The sequence below is a fragment of the Nocardia sp. NPDC049190 genome, from assembly GCF_040648115.1.
In the GTDB taxonomy this organism is placed as follows: Bacteria; Actinomycetota; Actinomycetes; order Mycobacteriales; family Mycobacteriaceae; genus Nocardia.
Genome location: NZ_JBEZDE010000061.1, coordinates 1 through 24,126, shown reverse-complemented (window position 1 = coordinate 24,126; position 24,126 = coordinate 1). Strand labels below are relative to the sequence as shown.

The 24,126-nt window shown below is 67.2% G+C and carries 21 protein-coding genes and 1 pseudogene; 12 read left to right on the top strand and 10 right to left on the bottom strand.

Going from position 1 to position 24,126, the window contains the following annotated elements:
- The 5 genes and pseudogenes from AB0B25_RS29985 to AB0B25_RS29965 all read left to right on the top strand — a co-directional run.
- Nucleotides 1-435: pseudogene (locus tag AB0B25_RS29985) on the top strand (4-hydroxyacetophenone monooxygenase); the annotation flags it as partial.
- Nucleotides 432-1,262, top strand: coding sequence for an SDR family oxidoreductase (locus tag AB0B25_RS29980; protein WP_357186566.1), 831 nt, complete (start codon nucleotides 432-434; stop codon nucleotides 1,260-1,262). The pseudogene AB0B25_RS29985 and the gene AB0B25_RS29980, both read left to right, overlap by 4 nt.
- Before the next feature lie 21 nt (nucleotides 1,263-1,283).
- Nucleotides 1,284-2,201, top strand: coding sequence for an alpha/beta hydrolase (locus tag AB0B25_RS29975; protein WP_357186563.1), 918 nt, complete (start codon nucleotides 1,284-1,286; stop codon nucleotides 2,199-2,201).
- A gap of 118 nt (nucleotides 2,202-2,319) precedes the next feature.
- Complete coding sequence (locus tag AB0B25_RS29970) at nucleotides 2,320-4,113, top strand: long-chain fatty acid--CoA ligase (RefSeq protein ID WP_357186560.1); 1,794 nt, start codon at nucleotides 2,320-2,322, stop codon at nucleotides 4,111-4,113.
- A 280-nt stretch (nucleotides 4,114-4,393) separates the two neighbouring features.
- A complete protein-coding gene (locus AB0B25_RS29965) occupies nucleotides 4,394-6,142 on the top strand; it encodes a molybdopterin-dependent oxidoreductase (protein WP_357186557.1) in 1,749 nt (582 codons plus the stop codon).
- Nucleotides 6,143-6,656: 514 nt separating this feature from the next.
- Here the strand turns inward: AB0B25_RS29965 and AB0B25_RS29960 are convergent.
- The 3 genes from AB0B25_RS29960 to AB0B25_RS29950 all read right to left on the bottom strand — a co-directional run bounded on the left by AB0B25_RS29960 (nucleotide 6,657) and on the right by AB0B25_RS29950 (nucleotide 10,320).
- Nucleotides 6,657-8,138 (bottom strand): DHA2 family efflux MFS transporter permease subunit, encoded by a 1,482-nt coding sequence (locus AB0B25_RS29960; protein ID WP_357186554.1) that lies wholly within the window; start codon nucleotides 8,136-8,138, stop codon nucleotides 6,657-6,659.
- A complete protein-coding gene (locus AB0B25_RS29955) occupies nucleotides 8,122-8,856 on the bottom strand; it encodes a PadR family transcriptional regulator (RefSeq protein WP_357186551.1) in 735 nt (244 codons plus the stop codon). Before AB0B25_RS29955 ends, AB0B25_RS29960 begins: the two co-directional genes overlap by 17 nt.
- Before the next feature lie 570 nt (nucleotides 8,857-9,426).
- Nucleotides 9,427-10,320, bottom strand: a complete 894-nt coding sequence (locus AB0B25_RS29950; protein ID WP_357186549.1) for a glycine betaine ABC transporter substrate-binding protein — start codon at nucleotides 10,318-10,320, stop codon at nucleotides 9,427-9,429.
- A 232-nt stretch (nucleotides 10,321-10,552) separates the two neighbouring features.
- Between AB0B25_RS29950 and AB0B25_RS29945 the strand changes: the two genes are divergently transcribed.
- The 4 genes from AB0B25_RS29945 (at nucleotide 10,553) to AB0B25_RS29930 (ending at nucleotide 14,240) form a co-directional block, all read left to right on the top strand.
- Nucleotides 10,553-11,437, top strand: coding sequence for an ABC transporter substrate-binding protein (locus tag AB0B25_RS29945; protein ID WP_357186571.1), 885 nt, complete (start codon nucleotides 10,553-10,555; stop codon nucleotides 11,435-11,437).
- Between the two features lie 10 nt (nucleotides 11,438-11,447).
- On the top strand, nucleotides 11,448-12,596 hold the full coding sequence (locus AB0B25_RS29940; RefSeq protein ID WP_357186547.1) for an ABC transporter ATP-binding protein: 1,149 nt from the start codon (nucleotides 11,448-11,450) through the stop codon (nucleotides 12,594-12,596).
- A 262-nt stretch (nucleotides 12,597-12,858) separates the two neighbouring features.
- A complete protein-coding gene (locus AB0B25_RS29935) occupies nucleotides 12,859-13,527 on the top strand; it encodes an ABC transporter permease (RefSeq protein ID WP_357186545.1) in 669 nt (222 codons plus the stop codon).
- A complete protein-coding gene (locus tag AB0B25_RS29930) occupies nucleotides 13,524-14,240 on the top strand; it encodes an ABC transporter permease (RefSeq protein WP_357186542.1) in 717 nt (238 codons plus the stop codon). The genes AB0B25_RS29935 and AB0B25_RS29930 overlap by 4 nt, the downstream gene beginning before the upstream one ends.
- Before the next feature lie 118 nt (nucleotides 14,241-14,358).
- Here AB0B25_RS29930 and AB0B25_RS29925 read toward each other — a convergent pair whose 3' ends face one another.
- The 4 genes from AB0B25_RS29925 to AB0B25_RS29910 all read right to left on the bottom strand — a co-directional run bounded on the left by AB0B25_RS29925 (nucleotide 14,359) and on the right by AB0B25_RS29910 (nucleotide 18,755).
- Entirely contained in the window at nucleotides 14,359-15,555 is a 1,197-nt protein-coding gene (locus tag AB0B25_RS29925; protein WP_357186539.1) for an NADP-dependent malic enzyme, read from the bottom strand.
- 471 nt (nucleotides 15,556-16,026) lie between these two features.
- Nucleotides 16,027-17,586, bottom strand: a complete 1,560-nt coding sequence (locus AB0B25_RS29920) for an FAD-binding protein (protein ID WP_357186536.1) — start codon at nucleotides 17,584-17,586, stop codon at nucleotides 16,027-16,029.
- Nucleotides 17,587-17,637: 51 nt separating this feature from the next.
- Nucleotides 17,638-17,904 (bottom strand): hypothetical protein, encoded by a 267-nt coding sequence (locus AB0B25_RS29915; protein WP_357186533.1) that lies wholly within the window; start codon nucleotides 17,902-17,904, stop codon nucleotides 17,638-17,640.
- Nucleotides 17,901-18,755, bottom strand: a complete 855-nt coding sequence (locus AB0B25_RS29910) for a PHP domain-containing protein (protein WP_357186531.1) — start codon at nucleotides 18,753-18,755, stop codon at nucleotides 17,901-17,903. Before AB0B25_RS29910 ends, AB0B25_RS29915 begins: the two co-directional genes overlap by 4 nt.
- Before the next feature lie 98 nt (nucleotides 18,756-18,853).
- On the opposite strand from AB0B25_RS29910, the gene AB0B25_RS29905 reads away from it, so the two are divergent.
- Nucleotides 18,854-19,912, top strand: a complete 1,059-nt coding sequence (locus AB0B25_RS29905; protein ID WP_357186569.1) for a magnesium and cobalt transport protein CorA — start codon at nucleotides 18,854-18,856, stop codon at nucleotides 19,910-19,912.
- Nucleotides 19,913-19,933: 21 nt separating this feature from the next.
- On the opposite strand, the gene AB0B25_RS29900 is transcribed toward AB0B25_RS29905, so the two are convergent.
- From AB0B25_RS29900 to AB0B25_RS29890, 3 genes are read right to left on the bottom strand one after another with little or no spacing between them, the layout of a single operon-like run.
- Nucleotides 19,934-20,515 (bottom strand): suppressor of fused domain protein, encoded by a 582-nt coding sequence (locus AB0B25_RS29900; protein WP_357186528.1) that lies wholly within the window; start codon nucleotides 20,513-20,515, stop codon nucleotides 19,934-19,936.
- Between the two features lie 3 nt (nucleotides 20,516-20,518).
- Complete coding sequence (locus AB0B25_RS29895; protein ID WP_357186525.1) at nucleotides 20,519-21,010, bottom strand: general stress protein; 492 nt, start codon at nucleotides 21,008-21,010, stop codon at nucleotides 20,519-20,521.
- Nucleotides 21,011-21,022: 12 nt separating this feature from the next.
- Nucleotides 21,023-21,979, bottom strand: coding sequence for a CoA ester lyase (locus AB0B25_RS29890; protein ID WP_357186523.1), 957 nt, complete (start codon nucleotides 21,977-21,979; stop codon nucleotides 21,023-21,025).
- 62 nt (nucleotides 21,980-22,041) lie between these two features.
- On the opposite strand from AB0B25_RS29890, the gene AB0B25_RS29885 reads away from it, so the two are divergent.
- Together AB0B25_RS29885 and AB0B25_RS29880 are read left to right on the top strand one after the other, a co-directional pair.
- The gene (locus AB0B25_RS29885; protein WP_357186521.1) at nucleotides 22,042-23,328 is read left to right on the top strand and encodes a CBS domain-containing protein; all 1,287 of its coding nucleotides are present in this window, start codon (nucleotides 22,042-22,044) and stop codon (nucleotides 23,326-23,328) included.
- The gene (locus AB0B25_RS29880) at nucleotides 23,321-23,935 is read left to right on the top strand and encodes a DUF1003 domain-containing protein (RefSeq protein WP_357186518.1); all 615 of its coding nucleotides are present in this window, start codon (nucleotides 23,321-23,323) and stop codon (nucleotides 23,933-23,935) included. Before AB0B25_RS29885 ends, AB0B25_RS29880 begins: the two co-directional genes overlap by 8 nt.
- The last annotated feature ends 191 nt before the right edge of the window (nucleotides 23,936-24,126 follow it).

The following is a 24,126-nucleotide window of genomic DNA, read 5'->3' as shown; positions in this document are numbered from 1 at the left end:
GGCCGCACCCTGTCGGAAGTATTCGACGACAACGGCCAACAAGGCTACAAGGGCAGCGCGATCGCCAACTTCCCCAATATGTTCTTCCTACTCGGTCCGAACGTCGGCCTCGGACACACATCGATGGTGTACATGATCGAATCGCAGATCAACTACATCGCCGACGCACTGTCCACCGTCGACCGGATGAAACTGCGTACCGTGGAGGTACGCCGGGACGTGCAGGATGCCTACAACAAAGACCTGCAGGCGAAGCTGGCGGGCAGTGTCTGGCTGACCGGCGGATGCTCGAGCTGGTATCTGGACAAGCATGGCAACAACACCACACTGTGGCCTGATTTCACCTTCGAATTCCGCAGAATGACAAAGACTTTCGATGTGGCGGCCTACACCACATCGACCTTCCGAGCCGACCAGGAAGCGGTGGCGCCGTGAGCAATGACGCTTACTTCGAGAACAAAGTATGTGTGATCACCGGGGCGGGGTCCGGAATCGGCCGTGCGCTGGCAGAGAACCTGGCCGGGCGCGGCGCGAAACTGGCGCTGTCGGATATCGACACCGATGGCCTGGCCGAGACCACCCGACGTTGCGCGGAGCGTGGCGCCGAGGTCGAGTCCGATCGGCTGAACGTCGTCGAACGCGAAGCGGTGTTGCGTTACGCCGATGCGGTGAAGGCGCACTTCGGCACGGTGCACCAGGTGTACAACAATGCGGGTATCGCCCACCACGGCGAGGTGATCCGCTCCGAATTCAAGGACTTCGAGCGTGTCATGGATGTCGATTTCTGGGGAGTCGTGAATGGCACCAAGGCTTTCCTTCCGATGGTCATCGAATCCGGCGACGGTCACATCGTCAATGTGTCCAGCCTGTTCGGCCTGATCGCGGTCCCCGGCCAGAGCGCCTACAACGCGGCCAAGTTCGCGGTCCGCGGCTTCACCGAGTCGCTGCGGCAGGAGATGCTGGTCGCGCGGCACCCGGTCAAGGTCACCTGCGTACATCCCGGCGGCATCAAGACCGCGGTGGCGCGCAATGCGACCTACGCCGAGGGGATCGACGGCGCGTCAGCAGCCTCGATGTTCGACAAGAAGCTGGCCATCCACACCGCCGACATGGCTGCGCAGACCATTACCGAAGGGGTACGCAAGGGCCACGGCCGGGTACTGGTCGGCGGGGAAGCCAAGCTGCTGGACCTGTTCGTCCGGGTAACCGCCTCGGGTTACCAGCGCGTCGCGGCCGAGGTCGAACGCCGCTTCTTACCCTGACCCGGGATTCGAGGAACAACTATGCGGGACATCAACCTTCCGCTGCCCCTGGCGCGGGCGGTGCTGCATCCGATCTTCCGGGTCACGCTCAACCCGCGGTTGCCGTTTCCAATGCAGCGCAGGCTGCTGGACATGAGTTCGAGAGCCCAACTGCTGCCCGCGCGGACCGTCGTGCAGCCGTTACGCCTCGGCGGTAGACCCGCCGAGCGGATCGGGTTCGCGAACACCTCCGCCCACGGCGCCGTCCTGTACCTGCACGGCGGCGGGTACACCGTCGGTTCGACCACGACGCACCGTTCGCTGGCGGCCCGGCTGGCGCACGATACCGGCTGCGCGGTCTACGCTCTCGACTACCGGCTGGCCCCGGAGCATCCTTTCCCCGCGGCGCTGGACGATGCCGAGTCGGCGTTCCTGGAGCTGGTATCCAGCACCGGCTACCGCCCCGACCAGATCGCCGTCTCCGGTGACTCCGCCGGCGGTGGCCTCTCGTTGGCGCTGGCGCGGCGGCTGATCGCACGGCACCAGACCACGCCGGCCGCGCTCGGACTGATCGCGCCCTGGGCCGACCCCAACCGGATCCCGGACCGCGACCGCGATCTGGTGACCAATAAGCGCTGGTCGCGCACCTGCGCAGCCGCCTACCTCGGCGACGGCGACCCAGCCGATCCCGGCTACGCTCCGCTGACCGGCGAGCTGCGCGGCCTGCCACCGACCTACGTCCAGGTCGATGTCGGCGAACTGCTGCACGGGCAGTGCGTCGAGTTGGTCGCCGCACTGCGGGCGGCGGGGGTGCAGGTCCGTTACTCCGAAAGCACGGGCCTGTGGCACGTGGCGCAATTGCAGGCCGCCCTGGTGGCACCCGCGGCAGCCGCACTGCGCGAACTCGCCGAATTCCTGCGCAAAGCCATCCGACCGGCGCACCTGCGCGATTTAGGATGAATACGGAGCGGTTACGTAGTCCGCGATCGCTTTCGGATCTGTTTTCGGTGGTCGACCCCACGGCCCTGACACAGGTGTCGTACATTACTGGCGAGTAAACCCACGTGGAAGGGCACCAATGCGCGAGTTCGAAGTCCCGGCTTCCTACCCCATTCCGGATGACGCGAACAATTCCGATAACGTCTTCCGCCACGCCGAGCAATCACCGAACGTGGTGGTGTTCAACGTACCGAACGGCAGTGGCGGGTGGCGGGACGTAACAGCCGCGGAATTCGCGAAAACCGTTACCCGTGTCGCCAAGGGCCTGCTCGCCTCGGGCATCGAACTCGGTGATCGCGTCGGCATCATGGCCCCGAACCGGTACGAGTGGGCCGTCCTCGACTTCGCCATCTGGGCCGCGGGTGGGTGCACCGTCGCCATCTACGACAGCTCCGCCGCCGAGCAGGCCAAGTGGATCCTGCAGGACTCCGCGACCAAGATGCTTCTGCTGGACAACGACCGGCACCGCAAGGTGATCGACGAGATCGGAGCTGGAGAGCTGCCGGATCTGCGGGAGATCCTGCAGATCGACCAGGGCGCGGTGGACGAGTTGACCACGCGAGGTGCCGAGCTCGACGACCAAGCCGTGCACGATCGCCGCGCTCAGGTCAAGGCCGCGTCGCCCGCCACCCTGATCTACACCTCCGGCACCACTGGCAGGCCCAAGGGCGTCATGCTCTCGCATGCCAACCTCTACGCCGAGTCGGCGTCCACCCGGATCGCGTTCGACAAGCACATCACCGAGGGTAAGAAGACCCTCGCGTTCCTGCCGCTGGCGCACGTCTACGCACGCGGCCTGGCATTGACCGCGTTCGACGCCAAAGTGGCGGTCGCGCACACCGCCGACTGGTCTACCTTGGTCGAGCAGTTCAGCAGCTATCAGCCGGACTTCGTCGTATCGGTGCCGCGCGTCTTCGAGAAGGTGTTCAACAGCGCCAAACAGAAGGCGCATGACAGCGGTAAGGGCAAGATCTTCGACGCCGCGGCCGACACCGCCATCGCGTGGAGCGAGTCGATCGACAACGGCGGGCCCGGAATCGCGCTCAAGGTGAAGCACGCGCTGTTCGATAAGTTGGTCTACACCAAACTGCGGGCGGCACTCGGCGGCCGGTGCGAGGTGGCCATGTCCGGCGGCGGCCCACTCGGCGCCCGCCTCGGCCATTTCTTCCGCGGCGTCGGGCTGACCATCTACGAGGGTTACGGCCTCACCGAGACCACGGCCGCCATCGCCGCGAACGCGCCGGAGCACATTCGAGTCGGCTCGGTCGGCAGGCCGATCGAGGGTCACGCTGCCAAGATCGCGGAGGACGGTGAGCTGCTGGTGCGCGGCTCGGTGGTGTTCGACGGCTACTGGGGCAACGAGGCGGCGACCGAGGACAGCTTCGAGGACGGGTGGTTCAAGACCGGCGACCTCGGCGCCATCGATGCGGACGGTTTCATCACGATCACCGGCCGCAAGAAAGAAATCCTCGTCACCGCCGGCGGCAAGAACGTCTCCCCGGCGTTGCTCGAGGACTCGTTGCGGGCGCACCCGCTGATCAGCCAGGTGATGGTGGTCGGCGACGGCCAGCCGTTCATCGGCGCGCTGATCACCCTCGACCCCGAGTCGCTGCCCGGCTGGAAGGAACGCCACAGCCTGCCCGCGGACACTCCGATCGAGAAGCTGATCGACAACCAGGACCTGATCGCCGAGATCGATGCCGCGGTGGCCGAGACGAACAGGAAGGTCTCGCACGCCGAGCAGATCAAGAAGGTTCGCATCCTGTCCGTCGACTGGACGCAGGAGACCGGTGAACTCACCCCGAAGATGTCGCTCAAGCGCGCGGTCGTGATGAAGCAACACTCCGCCGACGTGGCGAAGATCTATAGCTGAGCTGGTCCCCCAACGGTGCTGCCCGCGAAGACTTCCGTGCGGGCAGCACCTTTCGCGCATCCGGACCTGGTCGCCGAGCTCATCGGTCATGCTCATCGGCCACGCTCGAATGGCGCCGACTTCGTCGAGCGCACCGGAGGGTTCCGCGGCGACAATCGGAGACGACGACAATCGGAGACGACTACGCCGCGCGCCGCTGCGTTCGCCCGGTAGCAGCGGTTGGTTCGCACGTCATCGAATGGTCACGATCTGTCGGGGGGACCGGCAGTAGGCTCGATGTATGGCCGATCTGCGACTGCGGGTAGTGGCTGGGATCGTCTCAGCGGGACTGACGCTCGGCGTCGCTGAGCTGGTCTCGTCTTTCGTCGGCGCCGACAGCGCGCCGCTCAATGCCCTGGGCTCGGTCGTGGTCGACCACACGCCCGACACGATGCGCGAATGGGCGATCACGACATTCGGCACCCACGACAAGGCCGTGTTGTACCTGATCATGGGCGTGGTCGCCGTTCTCTTCGCCGGCCTGGCCGGAGCGGTGGAACGCACAGCACGTGCTGCCGGATCATGGTTGCTGGCTTTCTTCGGAGTGATGGCCGCCGCCGCGGCGGTAGCCGGCACCGGTCTTGCTGCCGCGCTGCCGACCGTCATCGGCGTCGCCGTCGGTGTCTACACGCTGCGCTCGCTGACACGTCGAATCGAGCAGGCGGCCGCGGTCGAAAAACCCTCGGCCGATGGGGATGCCCATGCGAACCCCGCTGCCGCCGCTTCGCGAACCGCGGCAGCGCCGCGCACCCAGGCGACGCCGAATCCCCCGTTGCCTGCGCCTGCCGCCGCCGGGCAACAAGGCCACGAAAGCGATAACGCCGCGCCTGGATCCGTCGCGCCAGGTGACGGCGGCACTGCGGTGCCGCCCGCTCCGGTGTCACCCCCGGCGGCGCTCGACAGTGCGGGACCGGAAGTCGCACCGGAGCGAAGGCAGATCTTGCAAGGTCTGCTGGTGGCCGGCGGGTTGGCTGTGGCCACCGGGGTCGGCGGGCTTCTTCTAGGTACTCGGCGGCGGGACGTTTCCGGCGAACGGGCCGCGGTGCGGTTGCCACGGCCCAGCACCCCCGCGCCACCGCTCGCACCCGGCGTCGATCTGCGCGTCCCTGGGCTGACGCCGTATCTGACCTCGAACAACGACTTCTACCGGATCGACACCGCGCTGATCGTGCCGCAGGTATCCATCGACGACTGGTCGCTACGCATCCACGGCATGGTGGATCGCGAGATCCAGTTCAACTGGGCGGATTTGGCGAAGCTGCCGGCGGAGGAACGCCTGGTCACCCTCGCCTGTGTGTCGAATCCAGTCGGCGGCGACCTGATCGGCAACGCCCGCTGGCTCGGATATCGCCTGGCGCAACTGCTCGCCACGGCGGGACCGCATCAGGACGCCGACATGGTGCTCTCGCACAGTACCGACGGCTGGACGGCGGGCACTCCGCTCTCGGTTCTCACCGACGGACGCGACGCCTTGCTGGCTGTCGGCATGAACGGCGAACCCCTTCCGGTGCAACACGGTTACCCTGCCCGGCTGGTCGTCCCCGGTCTCTACGGCTATGTCTCCGCGACCAAATGGGTGACCGAACTGGAAGTTACTCGGTTCGACCGCGCCACCGCCTACTGGACCCGCCGGGGGTGGTCGGCCCGCGGCCCGATCAAGACCGGCACGCGTATCGATACCCCGCGCGGCCGCAGTCGCATCACGCCGGGCCGCGTTCCCATCGCCGGTGTCGCTTGGGCGCAGCATCGCGGAATCCGCGGCGTCGAGGTGCAGATCGACGACGGCGCATGGCAGCGGGCCCGCATCGCGGACGAACAATCCGTCGACACCTGGCGGCAGTGGGTCTTCGACTGGGACGCCACTGTCGGCCCGCACACCATCCGAGCCCGCGCCACCGACGGCATCGGCGAAACCCAGACATCCGAGCGCCGTGATGTCGTCCCCGACGGCGCGACCGGCTACCCGACGGTCACCGTCCAGGTCGGTTGACGTCCCGGCTCGTGACAGCCGTCCCCCGCGCTGGCCGCCCGCTACGCGGGGGGTGAGAGTTGTCGATGGTAGGCAAAGGGTGGTCGGCGCAGTATGACCGCCGTATCACTACGGTCGCTGAACGAGTCGATGAGCGGACCTGCGCTGAACGCGTACGTGCCGTCGATTGGCTGTGGTGCGGGGCGATCGAGCGCCGTCCTTGCCGGTGGATCGCAGTATCAGGACGGACTCAGTCCGGATGGTGTAGTCGGTGGGCGGGATCGATCGCGCTGATGCTGTCTGGTCGACCTTCGCTTCCCTCAGCGCCGTCTCCGGCGCGTCGTCGATGTTTGCGGACTGGTGAGGTTGTCTTCCATGTCGACTCGGCGCGGGATCCGCAGGACCCAGTACCGCTGCATGTGAATATTCACCACAACCCGCCGACATCGTGGTGGCTGGGGGCAAGGTGATCGGCGGGGACGTCGATGATCCGTGCCCCGCGCGCACTTGTCCGGCAGGGCACGGAGTCGACGTGTCAGTCGGCCAGGGAAGCGGCCTTTGCCCGGTCTTTCTGAATGTTCACCGGGACGGCCCGACCGTGGCGGATGAACAGCGCCGAAGCGACGACGCCGATGAGCAGGATGCCTGCCGGAAGCAGGGTGGACTGGCGCAGCGCCGTGCTGAACGTATCCTTCACGAACTCCGGGACCGGCCCTTGGCCCGGGCCGCCCTCGGCGCCTTGGCCGCCGCCGAGTCCGTTCGCGGTCATTCTGGCCGCTATCAGCGCACTGATCGCCGCACTGCCGAGCACCGAACCCACCTGGCGGGTGGTGTTGTAGATACCGGCGCCCGCACCGGCCTGCTGCACCGGCAGGTTGTGCGTGGCGGTGGCCGCCAACGGAGCCCAGATACACGCGTTGGCGAAGCCTCCCAGCGCCGCGGAAACCAGGAACCAGGTGAGCGAGGAATCCGGTTCCATCAGCGTGGCGAACCAGAACACCGACAGCGCCAACAGGGCGAAGCCGACGGCGGGCACGATCCTCGGGTGCAGTTTGTCGGCGAACTTGCCGATCAGCGGGGCCGCGACACCGGTCACGATCGCCATCGGCGCGAACACCAGCGCGGACTCGGTCGGTGACATCTCGCGCACCGCCTGCAAATAGAAATACAACGGCACCATCAGCGAGGTCACCGCCGCTCCCATCGCGGCGATCGCCGCGTTGGACAGCGCGAAGTTGCGGTCGCGGAACAGGCTCAGCGGCAGCAGCGGCTCACCGGTACCGCGCGCCTGGGTGACCACGAACACCGCCAGCACGAGCAGGCCCGCGCCGATCAGCAGCCAGATACCCGGTGACCAGTCGTAGCTGTTGCCCTCTTGGATACCGAATACCAGCAGGAACATGCCGATGCCACTCAGCACCACACCGAGAATGTCGAACTTGTGCTCGTTGGTCGGCAGGGCGGGCACCAACCACACCGCCAGCGCGAACGCGATGATGCCGACCGGAACGTTCACGATGAAGATCCACTGCCATCCGAGGCCGTCGACCAGCACGCCGCCGAGGATCGGGCCGACCAGGGTCGCCAGACCGGCGACGCCGCCCCACAGACCCATGGCCGCGCCGCGCCGGTCCGCCGGGAAGGTCCTGGTGATCACTGCCATGGTCTGCGGTGTCATCAGCGCGGCGCCGATCCCCTGCGCGGCACGCGCGGCGATCAGCATCCCGATGGCGCCGGCCAGACCGCACCACAACGAGGCGGCGGTGAACACCGTGAGACCGATCAGATAAATGTTCTTGGGGCCGAAGCGATCACCCAGTCGGCCGGTGACCAGTAGCGGCACCGCATAGGTGAGCAGATAGGCACTGGTCACCCAGATCACCTGGGAAATATCGGCGTGCAGGTTCGTCATGATAGCGGGATTGGCGACCGCGACGATCGTCATGTCCAACAGGATCATGAAGAATCCGACGACCAGCGCGAGCAGCGCATGCCACGGATTACGTGGTGTGGGCATGAGTTTCGTTCCTATCTCGGGTCTTCGAAAAGCTGAGATCTTCGGACTTCGCCGCCGCCCTGCGTGGGGGCGGTGGTGTGTGGGATTCGGTGTCTGTCCACGCATGGTCGGGTTCGGTGCTGCGCGCGTCGGCCTGCGGGTCGGAGTCCTCCCATTCGAGTGCGCCACTGTCCAGTTCGGCGATGAAATCGTTCACCCACGCGGCCTCGGCGCCGATCATGGTGCGCAGATACGGGAGCACGATCCAGTAGCGGCGTGGCACGACGTTCTCGTCCGCCCACGCGATCAACATGTCGACGTCGGCGATATCGGTTTCCAGATGGTCGAGCCGTTCCCGCAGCAGCACGAGAACGTCCCGCACGGGAAGGTTGTGCAATTCCCCGAGCGCTACCGGGAACATCGGATACTCCGCGATCGGCCTGCGGACGATCTCGGCGATCCGGTTGCGTAGCGCGTCCCTGCCGCGCGCGGTGATCCGATAGGTGGTGCGTTCGGGGCGGTTTCCCGCCCGGTCGACGCCTTCGGAGCGAACAAGCTCCTGGTCGGCCAGCCTGGCCACGGTGTGGTACAGCGAGCCGGGCCGCACCTTGACCAGCATGTCCTCCCGGCGGGTGATCAGCGTCTGATACATCTCGTACGGATGCATCGGCCGCTCTTCGAGCAGTGCGAGCACGGCAATCGCCAACGGCGTCGCCGGCGGATACGCCTGCTGTGCCATGTCCGGTCACCTCCCATAGATCGCCGCGCCGAGACTCGGTCCGCTGTCATCGACGAGCCGAGACCATCGCGAATGCACGCTAGTCCTTGTCACTGACATAGTCCGCTTCTAATATTCCATGTGGAATATACCGCTCAAAACAATAGCCGGCAAGGCGTCGAAGTACCGCGAATTGATGCGCGAGATACAGAGCTGCGCAGGGCATACGGCTCCGCGCTGACAGTCACTCGTTCACCGCACGAGCGTCGGCCGCACCGATCGGCACACACGCGCCGGCTCGTGTGCACCATGAGTGCGCACCGATCGGCACACAGAGGTCGGCGGCAACACCAACAATTCAGCGATGAGCGCGTAGGGCCGACGAACGCACCATTCGGCCCGGCGCAGACCCGACGTCCGATGATGCGTCGACCAGTGCGCAGACCAGCCGGCGGCGCGCTCGCGCACTTCGCGCTGGGGAAGACTGGTCCCGTCTGGCCGAAGGCCGCTGAAAGCCGGGACGGGTCGGCTGACAATCCGCTCGCGAAGTCGGCGCGACCGGGCGAAAGTGCCGTCCGCGACGGGTGCTGCCTACAGCGCGTGTGCGTCCAACCAGGCCCGCGCGACCTCACTGGGCGCGGCGCCCTCGTCACGGACACGGCGGATCATGACCGCGAGATCCTCGGTCCGCAGCTCCCCCGCGACGTAATTCAACTTCTTGATCCGCTGCTGGTCGAGCAACCCCTTGCGGAACAGCGGCAGCACATTTTCGGCGCGCACGGCATACTCGTCGTCGGTCAGGACGACGAGCCCGTCGGTCACACCGGGGGTGAGTTCGGGCGGACCGGTCAACCTTCCGGCTTGAATCTCACCATCCAGCAACGCCTTTCGAAGCGCGACCGAATCCGGAAACGCCACGGTGGTCGCGAAGGCGCAACCAGTCACCTGATCCAACCCGGCCGGCAGCGGCAGCACGCCGGGCACGGACACCACGCCGACGGTCAGCACCCCGCAGTGCGGGGTCAGATCTCCGACGGATCGCACGTTGTCGCGCATCGCCGCCTGCTCGGTCAGCAGTACTCGCGGCCGGAGATCAGCGCCATCGGCGATATCGGAGACCACGAGTCCCTCGGGCAGCGCGGCGCTCAGCGCGGCCTCGACTTTCTGCGGCAGGCGAGCGGCCGCATGCTCATCGAGATAGGCGAGCAACGCGCCGGAGTGCTCGCCGACCAACTGGACCCGATCCCCGTCGAGCGCGGCCAGATAGTCCGAGCGGCCGCCCAGGCCCGATTCGACCGCGGTCCGCGCACCCGTGCGCGCCAGCGCGCCGGCGTAGATCTCGGCCAGCACCGCGGACTCCACCGAATCGCCCGCACCGACCGTGATGAACGGCACCGACGCGTCGCTCCCGCATGACACCGCCAGCGCGACAGCCGCGATGACCAGGGATCGAGCCATCATCCGCACCGACGCGGCCACCACCATCCGACGACACCAACTCTCCGACAGACCGACTCAGCCGACAGGAACATTCCGAAGCGGGCAGTATGGACACCCAGAATGTACCGGTGGCTGTTCGGCCCCGAGACCGCGCACCGCCCGTCATGCCGGAAGGACTCCCGTGAAATCCACCAGAACTCCCGTTGCCGCCTGGCGCGGGTCCTCCGTGCTGCGAGCCTCCCGACTGCTCGCCTCCGCAGCGGTGCTCGCGGCGGCCATGATTCTGTCCGGATGCGGCAATTCCGATCCGCTCGGCGCCACCGGCAGCTGCGCAGGCGATGGGCTGATCGTCGGTTCGGCGAACTTCCCGGAGTCCGAAACCGTCGCCAACGTGTACGCGGAGGTCCTCCGGGTCAACGGATTCGCCGTCGACACCAAGCTCAACATCGGTAGCCGCGAAGCGTACATCCCGGCGCTGCGACAGTGCGCCATCTCGGTGCTGCCCGAGTACACCGGCAATCTGCTGCAGTACTTGGACAAGGGCGCGACCGCGACGAGCGCGTCCGACGTGGACAGTGCGCTCGCCAAGGCACTCGGCTCCGACCTGGCCATCGGCGCCCCCGCGCCCGGCGAGGACTCCGATGCCGTCGTGGTGACCCGCGCCACCGCCGAACGCTGGAACCTGCACACCATCGCCGACCTGGCCGCGCATTCGGCCGAGGTGAAGTTCGGCGCACCCGCCGAATTCCAAGAGCGCGCAGGCGGGCTGCCCGGCCTGAAGAAGAACTACGGCCTCGACATCGCCGCGAACAACTTCGTGCCGATCGCCGACGGCGGCGGCCCCGCAACAGTGCGGGCCCTGGTAGACGGCCAGGTCACCGCGGCCAATATCTTCACCACCTCGCCCGCCATCGCGCAAAACGATCTTGTGGTGCTGGCGGACCCGAAGCACAATTTCGCGGCACAGAACATCGTGCCACTGTTCAACGCGGCCAAGAAGTCGGACAAGGCGCTCGCCGCACTCGCCGCGGCGTCGGCCAAGCTGACCACCGCCGAGCTGACCAAGCTGAACGAGGCCGTCTCGGGCACCGGCAAGACCGAGCCTCGCGCCGCCGCAGTGGCCTGGGTCGCCGCCCAAGGGCTGAACACACCGATCGGCTAGGAGCGAACTGTTGTCCGATATCGAGTTCTCCGGTATCAGCAAGTCTTATCCAGACGGCACCCACGCCGTGACCAACCTCGACCTGCACATCCAATCCGGTTCGTTCACCGTGTTCGTCGGCCCGTCCGGCTGTGGAAAGACCACCTCGATGCGGATGATCAACCGGATGATCACCCCCAGCTCCGGCACGATCACCATTGCCGGACAGGATATTTCGGCGGTCGACCCGGTGCGGCTGCGCCTCGGCATCGGGTACGTGATCCAAAGCGGCGGGCTGCTGCCGCACCGCACGATCATCGACAACGTCGCCACCGTTCCGGTGCTGCGCGGTGACTCACGCCGCGCGGCGCGCGCCGCGGCGCTCGAGGTTCTCGACCGAGTCGGCCTGGACCGATCGCTGGCCGGGAGGTATCCGGCGCAGTTGTCCGGCGGTCAACAGCAGCGCGTCGGTGTGGCCCGTGCCCTGGCCGCCGACCCGCCGGTGCTGCTGATGGACGAGCCGTTCAGCGCCGTCGATCCGGTGGTACGGGCCGAACTGCAGGTCGAAATGCAGCGGCTACAGGCGGAATTGAACAAGACCATCGTCTTCGTCACCCACGACATCGACGAGGCGATCACGCTCGGTGACCGAGTGGCGGTATTCGGCCGCGGCGGGGTGCTGCAGCAATACGACCCCCCGGGGTACCTACTCGCCCAGCCCGCGACCGACTTCGTCGCCGACTTCGTCGGCCGCGACCGCGGGTATCGCGGACTGTCCTTCCGCACCGCGAACGATGTGCCGCTGCAGGAGATCCGGACCGCGGCCGCGGACCAAGTGGGTTCGCTACGGCTCGACCGCGGCGACTGGGTGCTGGTGGTCGACGCGACGGGCAAGCCGCTCGGCTGGGTGGACGTGACCGGCGTCGAGTCGCTGCGCTCCGGTCGTGCACTGGCCGACAGCATGGCCGCGGGCGGCTCGCTGTTCACCCCGACAGGGGACCTGCGCCAGGCACTGGACGCCGCGATCTCCTCGCCCTCCGGGATCGGTGTCGCCGTGGACGATTCCGGATCGGTGCGTGGTGGGGTATTGGCCACCGAGGTGTTGCAGCAATTGGCCGGCCAGCGCGCCACCGAGGACGCGGAACGCAACCGGCACTTCTTCGAACAGGAAGTGCCGTGAGCGAGCTTGCGAGCGAACCATCGGCACAGTGCGCCTCGCGCACGACGGAACCGAGCGTCAGCGAGGTGCAGTCGTGAGCGAGCTTGCGAGCGAACCATCGGCACAGCGCGCCTCGCGCACGACGGAACCGAGCGTCAGCGAGGTGCAGTCGTGAGCGAGCTTGCGAGCGAACCATCAGCACAGTGCGCCTCGCGCACGACGGAACCGAGCGTCAGCGAGGTGCAGACGTGAGCGACCGGGTGCGCGAGATCCGGAGGGCGGCATGAAGTATCTCATCGACAACTTCGCGGAGATCATGGGTTTCACCGGAACCCATCTGTATCTCGCGCTGGTGCCGCTGCTGCTTGCGCTGGTGATCGCGATTCCGATCGGCGCGCTCGTTCGCCGGGTGGCGTGGCTGCGGCGGGTCACGGTGACCGTGGCGAGCTTGGCATACACCATTCCGTCGCTGGCACTGTTCGTGATCATCCCTCCGCTGGTGGGGATTTCGACCATCGATCCGCTCAACGTGATCATCGCGCTCACCATCTACTCGACGGCGCTGCTGGTGATCGCGGTCCCCGCCGCCTTGGATTCGGCGCCCGCCAGCGTGCTCGACGCGGCCGACGCGGTCGGCTTCGGTTCGCTGCGCCGCACGCTCACCGTCGACATGCCGCTCGCTCTCCCGGTTTTCGTGTCCAGTCTGCGGGTGGTGGTGGTCACCAACATCGCCATGGTGTCGGTCGGCGCGCTGATCGGGGTCGGCGGACTCGGCAAGCTGTTCACCCAGGGGTATCAGCGCGACTATCCGGATGAGATCGTCGCCGGCATCATCGTGACGCTGGCGCTCGCTCTGCTCGCGGACCGGGTGGTGTATGGGCTCGGGCGCTGGTCGACGCCGTGGATTCGGGCCGATGCCAGGACCGCGCCAGCGAAAGGCACTGCCGCATGACCTATTTCCTCGACGCCTGGCACTACCTCACCGATGGCGCCAACTGGAGCGGCCCGGCCGGGGTCGGCACCAGGATCGCCCAGCACCTCTGGTACAGCTTCCTGACCATCGCCATCTCCACCGTGATCGCGGTGCCGCTGGGCCTGGTCATCGGCCACACCAGGCGCGGAGCGGCAGTGCTGGTCGGCTTCGCCAACGCCATGCGCGCCCTCCCGACACTCGGCCTGCTGACATTTCTGGTGCTGTTGCTCGGACTCGGCCTGATCCCACCACTGTTGGCTTTGGTCACGGTTGGTATTCCGCCACTGCTGGCGGGCGCCTACGCCGGGATCGCGAACGTCCCGACCGATGTCGTGGACGCCTCACGCGCCATGGGCATGACCGAACGCCAGATCTTGTTCCGGGTGGAAGTGCCCAACGCACTGCCCATTCTGCTCACCGGCCTCCGGGGCGCCACCCTCCAGGTGGTCGCCACCGCGACCATCGCCGCCTACGTCAACCTCGGCGGACTCGGCCGCTATATCTTCGATGGCATCAGCCTCTACCGCTACGACCGCGTGCTGGTCGGCGCCCTCTTGGTGGCAATCCTTGCGATGCTGCTCGATGGTCTGCTGGCCTTCACCGTGTGGGCCGGCGCGCCGGGGACCGGTCGGCTGCGCCGATCACCGCGACCGACCATTGCTCCCGCGACCGACGTGCCGACCATGAACTGAATCCACCGAGTCCGCACGCATAGAACTGCTCCCCAGAAGTCAGGACCACAATTTCGCGGTCCAACTTTCGGGGAGCAGTTCAAAACGAGCGGGGCGCTTCGTCGATCGAGACGATCGGTTACGCGACGCCCTCGGCGCGGGCAGCGGCGGCGACGGCCTCGGCGACAGCCGGCGCGACCCGTGGGTCGAGCGGGCTGGGCACGATCTTCTCGGGGCCCAGTTCGTCGGCGACGACGCCGAGAATCGCGTTGGCGGCGGCGATCTTCATGCCCTCGGTGATTCGGCGCGCGCCCGCGTCCAGCGCGCCCTTGAAGACGCCGGGAAACGCCAGCACGTTGTTGATCTGGTTCGGGAAGTCACTCCGGCCGGTGGCCACGATCGCGGCGTACTTGCGCGCGACCTCGGGGTGGATCTCGGGGTCCGGGTTGGACATGGCGAACACGATCGACTCCGGCGCCATGGAAGCGATGAGCTCTTCGGCGATCAGACCGGCGGAGAGGCCGAGGAACACATCGGCGCCCGCGAGCGCCTCAGCGGCTCCCCCGGTGAGATCCCGGGGGTTGGTCCGGGTGGCCAGTTCCGCCTTCACCTCGTTGAGGTCACCACGGTTCCGGCTGACGATGCCCTTCGAGTCCAGCACGATGACGTCCTGAACACCGGCGGCCAGCAGGATGTTCGTGCACGCGACACCGGCCGCACCCGCACCCGACACCACGACCTTCAGGCCCTCGATATCGCGACCCTGCACCTTCGCCGCGCCGTTGAGGGCGGCGAGCACCACGATGGCAGTGCCGTGCTGGTCGTCGTGCATGACCGGGCAGTCCAGCGCTTCGATGACCCGCTTCTCGATCTCGAAACAGCGCGGCGCGGAGATGTCCTCCAGGTTCACCGCGCCGAAGCTCGGGCGAAGGCGGATCAGCGTATCGACGATCTCGTCGACGTCCTTGGTGTCCAGGACGATCGGGATCGAGTTCAGGTCGGCGAACTTCTTGAACAGCGCGGCTTTGCCCTCCATGACGGGCAGCGAGGCGCGGGGGCCGATGTCACCGAGGCCGAGGACCGCGGTGCCGTCGCTGACCACGACGACCAACCGGTCGGTCCAGGTGTAGCGCTTGGCGAGCGCCTCCTCCTGTGCGATCGCGCGGCTTACCTGCGCGACACCCGGGGTGTAGGCGATCGAGAGGTCGCGCTGCGTCTCCAACGGAGAGCTGAGTTCGACCGAAAGTTTGCCGCCGAGATGTCCCGCGAAAATTTCGTCGTGCGTGATTTCGGAAAGGCTTTCGGTGGCATTCGGTGCGTCAGTCACAGGTGACACGATTTCACTCCTGCTCGGATCGGGCTAAACCGGGGGACGGTTACCACCGGGTAATTAGCAAAAGGTGATTCATTACGCTCATCGGGTGCGCTGACCGGGAGGTTTCGAGATGGCTACGCGCAAACGAACGCGGCTGCCGATATCTCGAAGACGTGTCGCGGCACTGGTCCTCGGAGCGAGAACCGGACGGGTGGGTCCGGACAGAACATGCGGCATGATCCTCGAGTCGCGACGGTGCGTCGTGAGGCGGAGATCTCCGTTCTCCCCTGCCCGGCGGTGGCTCGAGTAAGGAATCCGACACATTCTGCCAGCCCGGCAGCGAGTTGCCAAACTGGTTTCGCCTGGGCCGTGTCGCGCGCCGTCGAGCCGCGGCGCCGACGGCGGAATCATCCTCGGGTCAGCGGAAACCGGAAGCTCACGGCGGCTGTCCGGCGAGCTGTCGCGACGAGTGGCGCCGAGCGGACAGCAGACCTAGGCGACGATTTCGCACACGTGCTTCCTCGACAGCATCGCGCGGCCTTCCGGTCGCACCCACACACTGCGAATCCCACCGGACATCAGCCGCACCCGCCAACTCTCCGCCGCACCGGGATGATCGGTACGGCGGTGCATGCCACGACTCTCGGCTCGCATCAGCGCACTGTATTTCGTCCACCGCGCCACCGCGAGCAGCGCGGCGGCCTGTCTGGCGCGCAGTCGCTCCACGCCACTGCCGCCGAGATCGAATTCCGCTCCCGGCCACATCCCGTCGAGTTCGCCGATGCTGTCGCGCAAGCTACCAGCACTGCGCCAATAGCTGCGCCGCAGCGGCAAGGTGTGCTCCTGCACCAGCCCGACCACTGCTCTGGGGTCGATCCGAGCCACGGCATTGAGCCCGGCTCCCGGCACCTCGTGAGCGGGACCGCGCCGATCCACGCCACGCGCGAACCCCGCCGCCGCCGTGCCCGCCCAGACACCGGAGGCGATGGCCCACGCGCCACCCTGGCCGCCGAGCCCGCTGATGGCGCCGGTGATCGGTTCTCGGGTGGTGACGTCGCCCGCGGCGTAGAGCCCGGCGACGGTGGTGGCGCAGTCCGGTCCGGTGATCCGCAGGCCGCCGGTGCCGCGCACGGTACCCTCCAGGACGGCGTGCAGCGGCACCCGCCTGGTGTGGTCGAGAACACCGTGACGCGCCAACCAGCGCCGGACGGCCTCGGGTACATCGTCGAATGCCGCGAAGACCTGACGCCCGTCGGCGATGGCCGCGAATGCCTCGGCCCGATGCCCGTCGATGACGGCACCGGATTCGTCGTGGAACGTGGCGAATTGCAGGGCAAGTCCGGACGCGAAACTCGAGCGCGCCGTGGACGTCCTGGCGCGCGGTAGCGCGGTCAGACCGTAGGCGTTGGAGAACTCCATGCCCGACAGCTCGGCGCCCGCTTCCGCGGCGAACAGCAACCCGTCGCCGGTGTCCACGTCGGTGCCCGCCCTACCCGACAGGAACGCGCAACCCCCGGTGGCGACCACGACCGCGCCCGCACGCACGGTCCACCGCCGAAAGCCGTTGTGTGGAGCCAACCCGGTCGCACCGCACACCACGCCGTCCCGATCGACGAGCAGCTGCACCGCCGGATGATGGTCCAGAATCCGCACCCCGGCCGCGAGTGCGCCGCGGCGCATGCGACGCAGGTAGCCCGCACCGTCCAGGTACAGCCGCCGCGGACCGCCGCCCGATGCCTCGCCCGACAGCCGATGGCCCCACCTGGCCAACTGTTCCACCCGCTGATGGGTCTCCTCCAGGACGCGGTACATCCAATCCGGATCGCCGAGTCCGCCACCGTGCGCGTACCCACGGTGGACCGCCTCGTCCCGTGCGGGGCCCGGCGGAATGTTCCACAGCGACGTGGTGCCGAACGCGGTCGGTCCACTGGACCCGCAGCGCGCTTTGTCGGCGAGAACGACACCCATCCCCGTGGCGGCGGCCGAGACGGCGGCCCAAGTCCCGGCGGGCCCACCGCCGAGTATCAGGACGTCCGTCTCGAGTACATCCACAAAGAGAAATGTTCGGGCACAATTCACCCGGCCGCAACTAAAACCGGGATCTCAGCTCCACCATTGCGTCCAGAGCAATAGTCCGGCCACGACGAAAACGACCGCTGATCCGGAAAAGGCGGCCGAACCCCGATGCCTATCCGAATACATCTGTGCCGCAACGGCAATCACGGCCGCCGCCACGTGCCAGGTCACCGACTCCCCGCCGGGGCCGGGAAACCCGCGCCGGCCCGCGATGACAGCGGTACCCGCCACCACGAGCATGAGGACGACGGTGCCGGCGGCGACGATTCCGCTGAGCCCACGCACCGGTCTCACGAGGCGACCACCGGTACTCCGGTCGCCTTGCCCGCCAGCTCCTCGAAGTGCGCGGGATCGGTGGTGAATTCACCGAGCCGAATGGTTTTATTGGCGCCGTGATAGTCCGACGAGCCGGTGGTGAGCAGACCGAGTTCGGCGGCCAGGTCGGTCAGCAGTGCGCGGTCGGCCGCGGAGTGGTCCGGATGGGCGATCTCCAGACCGCCGAGCCCGAGCGCGGCCAGCTCGCGAATGTCCGAGAGCGCGAGCAACCTGCCCCGCTTGCGCGCCCTGGTGTGCGCGAGCACGCTCACGCCACCGGCCGTGGCGATCATCTCGACCGCGCGACGCAGCGGTGTATCGGCCTTCTCCGCGTAGTAGCGGCCGTGCGGGGCGAGCAGCTCGGCGAACGCCGCGTCCACGCTCGCCACCACGCCCGCCTCGACCAGCGCCCGCGCCAGATGCGGACGACCAGCCGACGGCCCGGCCGAGGCGAGCACGGCGTCGGGGTCGATCGGGAGTCCATCGGCCGCCATCCGCTCCGCCATGGCCCGTAACCGACCCACCCGCTCGGCGCGTAGCCGCTCGCGTTCATCGGCGAAACTGCGATCGGCCGGGTCGAACAGGTAGGCGAGCAGGTGGACCGGAACCGGCCAGCCATCCGCACCGAGCCCGACACAGGACATCTCCATACCGCGGACCAGGGTCATCCCTTTCGGCAGTGCGTCGACCGCCTCCGCCCATCCTGCCGTCGTATCGTGGTCGGTGATCGCGACCACGTCCAGTCCCGCGGCAGCCGCGTTCCGCACCAGTTCGGCCGGAGTGTCGGTACCGTCGGAAGCTGTCGAATGAGTATGCAGGTCGATGCGCACTCCCCCAGTCTTACAGTGCGCGCATCCCTGCCCACACGCGCAGGCGCCCGCCGCGGCACACCGGGACGTAGCATCGCACCGTGGCCTCCTTTTCCCCGCTGTCGTCCTTCCGCGGTCCCGGCCGGACGACGCAGCCGCGGCAGCGCATCCCGGTACCGACCGCGCGGGCGATCGTCGACTGCGCGGTGTACGTGGAGGGCAAGCGTCTCCCCGGCCGGTTCACGCACCGGCAAGCGCTGGAAGAAGTCCGTGATCGCGGGACCGGCTTCGTCTGGGTCGGTCTGCACGATCCGGACCGGACGCAGATGGCCGATATCGCGAGCACCTTCGGCCTGCACCAGTTGGCCGTGGAGAACGCCGTACAGACCCACCAGCGGCCGAAGTTGGAGCGCTACGACGACCTGCTGCTGCTGGTGTTACGCACCGTGAGCTACGTCGAGCACGAATTGCACAGCGTCAGTGAGATCGTCGAAACCGGTGAGATCGTCGTGTTCACCGGGCCCGACTTCGTGGTCGCGGTCCGGCACGGGGAACATTCCGGACTCGCCGAGGTCCGCAGTGCCTTGGAGGAGACTCCGGCCCAGCTGTCGCTCGGCCCCGGCGCCGTGTTGCACGCGATCGCCGACCGGGTGGTCGACTCGTATATCGAAGTGGCGCAGTCGGTCGAGAACGACATCGACGAAATGGAAGAGGAAGTCTTCACCCCGCGCAGCAAGATCACCGTCGAATCGATCTATCAGCTCAAACGCGAGGTGGTGGAACTACGACGCGCGGTGAACCCGCTCGCCGCGTCCCTCCAACTACTCGGCCATAAACCGGATCTGCCGTTACCCAAGGAGGTTCGACGCTATCTGCGCGACGTCGCCGAGCACCACACCACCGTCGCCGAACGGATCAACGACTTCGACGAAGCGCTCAGTGCGCTGATCAGCGCCGCGCTGGCGAAGATCGGCGTGCAGCAGAACACCGACATGCGCAAGATCTCGGCGTGGGTCGCGATCGCGGCCGTGCCGACGATGATCGCCGGGATCTACGGCATGAACTTCGACCACATGTGGGAATTACACCAGGTCTGGGGTTACCCGGCGGTGTGGCTGGTCATCATCATCGTATGCACGGGTCTGTACCTCAACTTCCATCGCAACAAGTGGCTGTAGCCGCCCGGTCGCGCTCGGCGATCACAGGCTGGCCGCAGCGCGCCTCGGATCGCGCACGTCGATACCCGCCTCCTGCCACGCGTCCCGCAGTGCCTGCGCGCCACGCACCCGCACCCACGCCGCCTCGGTAGCGGTCACCGGCGTCACCGTGAAGTACCGCACGGGCTCGGCCGGATCCGGCAATACCACGTCGGGAATGTCACTGTCACCGAGCAGAACCGAGGTGAACGGCGCGTCACGCCACATCGACTCGCCCAGCTCCATCAACGCGTCCGCTTGCAGGACAACACCTTCGACGACGGGCGCGGCGGCCAGGATACCGAGTGACTTGGCCAGCCCGGAACTCGCACCCACCCCGGATCGCAGCGTCAACACCAGCTCCGCCCGCGGCCCGCGCAGCGGATCCGCGAGCAGCGCCGCGGGATCGCCCATCGGATGCCGAGACCCGCCCAGCGTCACGTAGTGCACCAGATCGCGGTCCACGATGCGCAGGATCTCGATCGGCTCCACACCGAGAAAAGTCACCGACGCGGCGTCTACGCACGCGGCGTCCACCCCGAAATGGTCCAGCACACCGGCGCGGACCGACTCCAGCACATCCATGCGTCAGATGGCCAGCCGCGCGAGCATGTCGCGTGCCTGCTCGGCCGACTTCGGGTCGCACAGCACGTCGTAGCGGCCAGCGACCAACTGCATGGTGGACGCGAAATCACGTTGCCCTTTGGTCGCCGCGTACGGGATCGAGGTCGAGATGACACCGAAGATGATGCCGCCGATCAAGCCGACCGCCAGCGGACCCAGTGCGCCGCTGGTGGTGAACAGGCTCAACAGCAGGCCGAGGAAAAGTCCGAGCCAAGCCCCCGACACCACGCCACCTCCGATGACCTTGCCCCAGGTCAGTCGGTAGAGAACCCGCTCGACCTGCATCAGGTCGACACCGACGATCGTCACGCCCTGCACCGGGAACTGGTTGTCGGCCAGATAGTCGACCGCTTTCTGCGCCTCGGCGTAGGTCGGGTACGAGGCGACCGGCCAGCCCGACGGCGGCGTGGGCAGGCCCTGCCGCGTGCGATTGGAGTTCCCCATGGGATTCGTCATGCCTCTATTGTGCTATTCCGACCGATGCTGCGGTGGTGCGAACCACGTGGTGCGCGTCATTCCGGCCGCTCGGCCCTTCTCGGCGATCACCTGCGCCATCTTGGCGCTCGCCTCATCGATCATCTCGTCGTCGAGCAGGACCGCGCCGCGCGCCCCACCCATCGCCGAAGTGTGGAAGGCATACGCGTCCAGGATCAGTTCGGCGCGGTCATAGTCCGATTGGCGCGGACTGAAGATCTCGTTCGCCGCCGCGATCTGACCGGGGTGCAGCACCCACTTGCCGTCGAAACCGAGCGCCGCGGTGCGCGCGGCCGCTCGCCGGAAGCCCTCGATGTCACGGATCTGCAGGTAAGGCCCGTCGATCGCCTGCAGTCCATGTGCGCGGGCGGCGAGCAGGATGGTCATCAGGATGTGGTGGTAGGCGTCGCCGGTGTCATAGCCCTCCGGCTGTTCACCGACCACCAGGGTGCGCATATTGATGCTCGCCATGAAGTCGGCGGGCCCGAAGACCAGCGCCTGCACTCGAGGGCTCGCCGTGGCGATCCCGTCGATATTGCGCAGGCCGAGCGCGTTCTCGATCTGCGGCTCGATGCCGATCCGCCCGACCTCGAGGCCGCAGGACTTCTCGAGTTGGGTCAGCAGCAGGTCCAGCGCGCGTACCTGACCGGCATCGGTCACCTTGGGCAGCAGGATCGCGTCCAGCGCGGTCCCCGCACCCTCGACCACGGAGATCACGTCGGCGTAGGTCCATTCGGTGGTCCAGTCGTTCACTCGGACCGCGCGCAGTTGTGTCCCCCACCCGGAGTCGTTCAGAGCGGCGACGATATTCGCGCGGGCTGCCGCCTTGGCGACCGGTGCGACGGCGTCTTCCAGGTCGAGGAACACCTCGTCGACCGGGAGCTGTTTGGCCTTGTCGATCATCTTCTTGTTGCTGCCGGGGCAAGCGAGCACCGAACGGCGCGGCTGCATCATCACTCCCGTCGATCGTGGCGCGGTGCGAACACCCGCCGGCGAACCTCTAGCCTGGCAGCATGGCAGCTACCAGGGTGTACGTCGCCAGGCTGGCCGGCCTGGTGGTGCTGGGGCCGGATGGCGAGTCTATCGGCCGGGTCCGCGACGTCGTCGTGGCCATCCGGTCCGACCGTCAGCAACCGCGCGTGCACGGCCTCGTCGTCGAACTGCCCACCCGGCGGCGTATTTTCGTGCCGATCCTGCGGGTCACGGCGATCGAGCCCGGCGTGGTCACGCTGAACACCGGAACGGTCAGCCTGCGTCGTTTCACCCAGCGCCCCGGCGAAATGCTGGCGCTGGCGCAGATCGTGGACTCCACGGTGCGCGTACAGGATCCCGACCTGCCGGACCTGGACGGCGTCGAAGTGCACGTGGTCGATCTCGGCATCGAGCAGACCCGCACCAGGGACTGGCTGGTCAGCAGGGTCGCCGTGCGCGGACACCGCAGGCTGGGTCGCCGCCGGACCGTGCACGTGGTCGACTGGGTCCGAGTGTCCGGCCTGACCACGTACGAGATCGGCAGGCCGGGGCAGGACGTCACCCAGCTGCTGGAACAGTTCGAGGGGATGCGTCCGGCCGACGTCGCGCACCTGTTGCGCGAGCTGCCGGAGAAGCGGCGCATCGAGGTGTCCGTCGCACTGGACGACGAACGCCTCGCCGATGTCGTGCAGGAACTCCCGGACGACGAGCAGGTCGAACTGCTCGGCCATCTGGAGTCGAGCCGAGCGGCCGACGTGCTCGAGGCGATGGACCCCGACGACGCCGCCGACCTGCTCGGCGAACTGCCCGAGGCGGAGGCCGAATCGCTGCTGGCACTGATGGACCCGGAGGAATCCGAGCCGGTCCGCAGGCTGCTGGAACACTCCCCGTACAGCGCGGGCGGCTTGATGACGCCGAAGCCGATCATTTTGACGCCGGCCACCACGGTCGCCGAGGCGCTGGCACGGGTGCGCAACCCCGATCTGACCCCCGCGCTCGCCTCCATGGTGTTCGTGGTCCGTCCACCCACCGCCACGCCAACCGGCCGCTACCTGGGTTTGGTGCATACCCAGCAACTGCTGCGGGAACCGCCCGCCCATCTGGTCGGCGGCATACTCGACGCCGACCTCGCGCCGCTGCGCCCCGACGTCCCACTCGCGGTGGTGACCCGCTACTTCGCGACCTACAACCTGGTCTGCGGACCCGTGGTGGACGAGGAGAATCACCTGCTCGGCGCGGTCAGCGTGGATGATGTGCTCGACCACCTGCTGCCGGACGACTGGCGTGACGAGGAAGAGACGCACGAGGGGATGCTCGGGCATGAGTGACAAGGACCCTGCCGGGCGAGGCGGCTACAGCAGCGCGCGTCAGCGTCTGGAGACACCGATGGAAACTCGGTTCCGGTTGGACTGGGACGCCGAGGCTCTGGCGCGCAGCAGCGAACGAGTGGCGCGGTTCCTCGGCACGGGGCGCTATCTGGCGATGCAGACGATCGTGGTGCTGATCTGGATCGTCTTGAACGTGTTCGTGCTCGCGCTGCGATGGGACCCGTACCCGTTCATTCTCTTGAATCTGGCGTTCTCCACGCAGGCCGCCTACGCCGCGCCGCTGATTCTGCTTGCGCAGAACCGCCAGGACAACCGCGACCGGGTCTCCTTGGAGGAAGACCGTGTGCGGGCCGCGCAGACCAAGGCGGACACCGAGTTCCTCGCCCGCGAGTTGGCGGCGTTGCGACTCGCCATCGGCGAAGTGGCCACGCGCGATTATCTGCGCCGTGAACTGGAGGAGATGAAGGAGATCCTGGATCGGATCGACACCGCGGAATCCACGGTCCAGGAGACTCGTTCGGAGAAATCCGGAAAGCCCGCTCGCAAAAAAATCTCCGGCCGAATTCCGGCCGCGCCACCGGATTCACCACCCGGCGCCGATCGGTGACCGGAAATACCGAACAACTACCTGACCGATGGGTAACCTGGACACCGTTGTCCTGAGCTACCCGGGCAGGGGATGTCCCGGACAACCGCTCCCAAAGACGTCGAGGATGGGTGTGGTCGAATGCGTATTTCTGCTCCGATGACCGTCTCGGCTTTGGTGGTTGCTGGTGTGGTGATGAGTGGTTCGGCGGT